This window comes from Micromonospora echinofusca, assembly GCF_017614955.1.
In the GTDB taxonomy this organism is placed as follows: domain Bacteria; phylum Actinomycetota; class Actinomycetes; order Mycobacteriales; family Micromonosporaceae; genus Micromonospora; species Micromonospora echinofusca_A.
In genome coordinates this window covers 1-5149 of record NZ_WVUH01000431.1, presented here as the reverse complement: position 1 = coordinate 5149, position 5149 = coordinate 1, and the positions used below count along the sequence as shown (strand labels likewise).

Sequence of the window (5149 nt, the reverse complement as noted above, 5' to 3'; positions counted from 1 at the left end):
GGTACGGGGGCGGGGGTGCGGGGCAACGTGTCGGCCACCACGTCGAGGAAGGCCCGGACCAGGTACTCGGCCTCGGGCAGCAGGAGGGAGCAGCCGTCGACGGGTACCGCCCGGGCGGTCGCCGGCATCGCCGCCGCGAGCGACCGGATCCGCTCGATGTCAGCGGTGTCGAACGGGCCGGCCCGCCAGGCACCGAAGCCGGCCGGGGAGACCCCAGGCAGCAGCCGCCCCCGGGCGACGAGGTGCAGTCCGGTGCCGGCCACCGCCGCCCAGAACCGGGTGGCCGGATGGGTACCGGTCGCACCGGACACCGCCGGCCCGTCCGGCAGGGTGGCGAGCAGTGGCAGCGCCTCGGCGACCGGCACCACCCGGACCGGCACGGTACGGCGTACCACCGCACCGTCCTCGCCGGGCAGGGCCAGTTCCCGCGTCTCGGGCCGCCCCGGCAGCCCGGCGCCCACCACCGGGTCGGTGCCGGCCGGTTGTGCGGCGCCGACCATCCCCGGGGCGCCGGCCGGGTCGAAGAAGGCCACCGTGCCGGCGCGGGGTGGATCGGCCGGTTCGAACACCGCCGCAAGGGTTAGGAAGGGCCCCCTGTTATCGCTTTCGGTATAGGAAGGGGCCCTTCCTAACGTCCGTGCCGGCATCACCGCTCCTGCGCGCGGTAGCGGTGCACGGCGAGGGGCAGGAAGACCAGGGTCAACGCCACCGGCCAGAGCACCGCGAGCAGCAACTGGTGCTGGGCCGCCCAGCTCTCCCCACCCCAGCCCGGGTTGCCGAGGAGTTGCCGGGTCGCCCCCACGGTGGCCGACAGCGGGTTCCAGTCGGCCACCGTACCGAGCCAGCCGGGCATGGTGGCCGGGGCGACGAACGCGCTGGACAGGAAGCCCAGCGGGAACTCCAGGGTCTGCACGCCGGTGAGCGCGGTCTGCCCGGTGAGGGTCAGGCCGAGCCAACTGCCCACCCAGACGAGCGCGAAGCGGAGCAGCAGGACCAGGCCGAGCGCGGCGAGTACCCGCCCGGTACCACCGGTGGCCCGCCAGCCGACGGCCAGGGCGGTCACCAGCATCACCCCGAGGGTCACCGTGGCGAACAGCAGGTCCGCCACCGCCCGCCCGACCAGTGGGGCCAGCGGGGAGACCGGCATCGACCGGAACCGGTCGGTCACCCCGCGCTCCCGGTCGGCGGCCACGGCGGCGGCGGTCAGCCCGACCCCGAAGAGCATGGTCATCGCGAACATCCCGGGCATCAGGAAGTCCGGGTAGCTGCCGCCGCCCGGCACCTGCAACGCCCCGCCGAAGAGGTACACGAACATCAGCACGAACAGGACGTTGAAGCCGAGCGAGGCGACCAGCGGGCCGGGGTCGCGGCGCCAGTGGGCCAGGGCCCGCCGGGTGAGCGTCGTGCTGTCGGCCAGCAGGGCGGCGGCCCGGCCCGTCGGGCCCGGCACGGGGGTACGGACCACGGTGGTCACGCCGCCACCTCCTGCGGCTCCGACCGGTGGCCGGTCAGGTGCAGGAACACCTCGTCCAGGGTGGGTCGGCGCAGTACCAGGTCCGCCACGGTCACGCCGTCGGCGTCCAGTCCCCGGACCACCTCGGTCAGCGCGCCCCGGTCGGTGATCCGTACGCTGATCCGCCGCTCGTCCGGATCGACCGTCGGCGCGTCGGCGCCGATCCGGCGCAACCGGTCCGCCGCCGCCGGCAGGTCGACGGCGTCCCGGACGACCAGGTCGATCCGGTCCCCACCGAGCCGGGACTTGAGCTGCTCCGGGGTGCCCCGCGCGAGCACCCGTCCGGCGTCGAGCACACAGACCTGGTCGGCCAACTGGTCCGCCTCGTCGAGGTACTGCGTGGTGAGCAGCACCGTGGTGCCGGCGCCGACCAGGTCACGCACCGCCTGCCAGACCTCGTTGCGGCCCCGGGGGTCGAGGCCGACGGTCGGTTCGTCGAGGAAGAGCACCGCCGGGGTCAGGATCATCGCGACCGCGAGGTCGAGCCGGCGGCGCATGCCACCGGAGTACGCCCGCACCGGTCTGCTCCCCGTGTCGGCCAGCCCGAACGTGTCCAGCAGGTCGGTCGCGCGGCGCCGGGCCTGCGGGCCGGTCAACCGGCACAGCCGGCCGAACATTTCGAGGTTCTGCCGGCCGCTGAGCACCTCGTCGACCGCCGGGTACTGCCCGACGACGCCGATCCGGTACCGCACCCGGGCCGCCTGGGTGGCCACGTCGAACCCGGCGACCTCGGCCCGGCCGCCGTCGAGGCGCAACAGGGTGGCCAGGATCCGCACGAGCGTGGTCTTGCCCGCGCCGTTCGGGCCGAGCAGTGCGCACACCGTACCGGCGGTGACGTCGAGGTCGACGCCGGCCAGCACCTCGCGGTCCCCGTACCGCTTCCGGACACCCGCCACCCGCACGGCCGATCCGACTGTCGTCACGTCACGTCCCCCTCACGTCCCGGCTTGCCGTACAACGTACGGTAGCGCATACGATTCCCGGTCGCCAATCCCGGCGCCTACCCTGTACGCGAACCCGGACCACAGGAGAGCAGAGCCATCGGCGAGAAGATCGAGATCAGGGGCGCCCGCCAGCACAACCTGCGGAACATCTCCCTGGACGTGCCGAAACGGAAGATCACCGTGTTCACCGGGGTCTCCGGGTCGGGCAAGTCCTCACTGGTCTTCGGCACCATCGCCGCCGAGTCCCGGCGCCTGGTCAACGAGACGTACACGGCGTTCATCCAGGGACTGATGCCGCACTACGCGCAGCCCGACGTCGACGAGCTGCGCAACCTGTCGGCGGCGATCGTGGTCGACCAGAAGCGGCTGGGCGGCAACTCCCGCTCCACCGTCGGCACGGTGACCGACACGTACGCCATGCTCCGGCTGCTCTACTCCCGCGTCGGTGAACCCCGCGTGGGACCGGCCCACCACTTCTCCTTCAACGACCCGGAGGGGATGTGCACCGACTGCGACGGCCTCGGCTGGGCCACCCGGGTGTCCCTGGACGAACTGCTCGACCGGGACCGGTCGCTCAACACCGGGGCGATCCGGTTCCCCGCCTTCGAGGTGGACTCCTGGTACTGGAACCTCTACGCCCAGTCCGGCCTGTTCGACAACGACAAGCCGCTGCGGGACTACACCGACGAGGAGTGGCACCACCTGCTCCACGGGCCGGCCCGCAAGCTGAAGGTGAAGCTGCCGACGGTCGGCGGCACGATGAACTCCACCTACGAGGGTCTGCTGCCCCGGTTCAAGCGGCTCTACCTCGGCAGGGAACTCGACCAGGTACCGGCGCAGCTGCGCGCCGACGTGGCCCGGATCGCGACCGCCGGCCGCTGCACGAGCTGTGCCGGTACCCGGCTCAACGAGGCCGCCCGCACCTGCCGGGTCCGGGGCCGGACCATCACCGAGTGCACCGCCATGCAGGTGAGCGACCTGGCCCCGCTGGTCCGGGGCATCACCGACCGCCCGGTGGCCCCGCTGGTCACCGCGCTCGCCGCCCGACTGGAGAGCCTGGTGCACATCGGCCTCGGCTACCTCAGTCTGGACCGGGAGAGCGCGACCCTCTCCGGCGGCGAGGCCCAACGGGTCCGGATGGTCCGCCACCTCGGCAGCAGCCTCACCGACATCGCCTACGTCCTCGACGAGCCCAGCGTCGGCCTGCACCCGCACGACGTGCACCGGCTCAACGAGCTGCTCGTCGCGCTGCGGGACAAGGGGAACACCGTCCTGGTGGTGGAGCACGAGCCGGCGGTCATCGCGATCGCCGACCACGTCGTCGACATGGGACCCGGCGCCGGCGAACAGGGCGGCGAGATCGTCTACACCGGCGACCTGGCCGGACTCCGCGCCGCCGGTACGCTCACCGGTCGGCACCTGGACCGCCGCCAACCGATCCGGACTCAGGTCCGGCCGGCGACCGGCTGGCTGCACGTCCCCCACGCCGACCTGCACAACCTGCGGGACGTCGACGTCCGCATCCCGACCGGGGTCCTCACGGTGGTGACCGGGGTGGCCGGCTCCGGCAAGAGCGCGCTGATCCGGGGCTGCCTGCCGCAGCACCACCCGGAGGCGATCATCGTCGACCAGACCCTGCCGAAGGGTTCGAAGCGGTCCAACCCGGCCACCTACACCGGGCTGCTGGATCTGATCCGGCGTAGCTTCGCCTCGGCCAACGGGGTCGGGGCCGCGCTGTTCAGTGCGAACTCCGAGGGGGCCTGTCCGCGCTGTCAGGGCCTCGGGATGATCTACACGGACCTGGCCTTCCTGGAGACCGTGGCCACCGTCTGCGAGGCGTGCGGCGGCCAGCGGTACCGGGAGGACGTCCTGCGGTACCGGCTGCGCGGTCGCACCATCAGCGAGGTGCTGGCCATGTCGGTCACCGAGGCCCGGGCCTTCTTCACCGAACCGGCGCTGGCCGCCCGGCTGGCCGCGCTGGACGACGTCGGCCTCGGTTACCTGACCCTGGGCCAACCGCTGGACACCCTCTCCGGTGGCGAACGGCAGCGGATCAAGCTCGCCAGCGAACTGGGCCGCACCTCGCAGGTGTACATCCTGGACGAACCCACCACCGGGCTGCACCCGCACGACGTGGCGAAGCTGATCGTCCTGCTGGACCGGCTGGTCGACGGCGGCAGCACGGTCGTCACCATCGAGCACAACCTGGACGTGGTGGGGCGCGCCGACTGGATCGTCGACCTGGGGCCGGGTGCCGGGCACGACGGCGGCACGGTGGTGTTCTTCTCGATGGCGACGAGTTTCGCGGCGGCGGCGTTGGGTGCGGAGGGCCTGGCGGCGGACGTGACGATGCTGGTGGGTAATGGTTTCGTGCCGGGTCACGCGGAGTTGGCGTTGGGTCTGGTGCGGGAGGTTGCCGGGGTGCGTGCGCTTTTCGAGGCGCGGTTGGCGGCAGACTGATCCCATGACGAACCCCTCGACGTTGTACCGCGGTGGAGTGCTGCACTGTCCGGCGGATCCGAGCGCGACGGCGCTTCTGGTGTCGGATGGGCGGATTGCCTGGTTGGGTGCGGACGCGGATGCGCCGCGCGCGGACCGGGTGGTGGAGTTGGACGGGGCGTTGGTGACGCCTGCGTTCGTGGATGCGCACGTGCACTGCACGGATACCGGGTTGTCGTTGTCGGGGCTGGAT

Annotated in this window: 3 protein-coding genes and 2 pseudogenes; 2 read left to right on the top strand and 3 right to left on the bottom strand. The window is 72.4% G+C overall.

Going from position 1 to position 5149, the window contains the following annotated elements; translation table 11 throughout:
• From GSF22_RS30250 to GSF22_RS30240, 3 genes and pseudogenes are all read right to left on the bottom strand, one after another.
• Window positions 1-569 (bottom strand): annotated as a pseudogene (locus GSF22_RS30250) (hypothetical protein); the annotation flags it as partial.
• Between the two features lie 77 nt (window positions 570-646).
• Window positions 647-1465 carry an ABC transporter permease gene (locus GSF22_RS30245; protein ID WP_439957824.1) on the bottom strand — a complete coding sequence of 273 codons (819 nt, stop codon included), beginning with the start codon at window positions 1463-1465 and terminating at the stop codon, window positions 647-649.
• A gap of 5 nt (window positions 1466-1470) precedes the next feature.
• On the bottom strand, window positions 1471-2436 hold the full coding sequence (locus GSF22_RS30240; RefSeq protein WP_208817323.1) for an ATP-binding cassette domain-containing protein: 966 nt from the start codon (window positions 2434-2436) through the stop codon (window positions 1471-1473).
• Between the two features lie 117 nt (window positions 2437-2553).
• Here GSF22_RS30240 and GSF22_RS30235 point away from each other — a divergent pair, with 117 nt between their 5' ends.
• Together GSF22_RS30235 and GSF22_RS30230 are read left to right on the top strand one after the other, a co-directional pair.
• Window positions 2554-4917 (top strand): ATP-binding cassette domain-containing protein, encoded by a 2364-nt coding sequence (locus GSF22_RS30235; RefSeq protein ID WP_439957823.1) that lies wholly within the window; start codon window positions 2554-2556, stop codon window positions 4915-4917.
• A 4-nt stretch (window positions 4918-4921) separates the two neighbouring features.
• A pseudogene (locus GSF22_RS30230) lies at window positions 4922-5149 on the top strand (amidohydrolase); the annotation flags it as partial.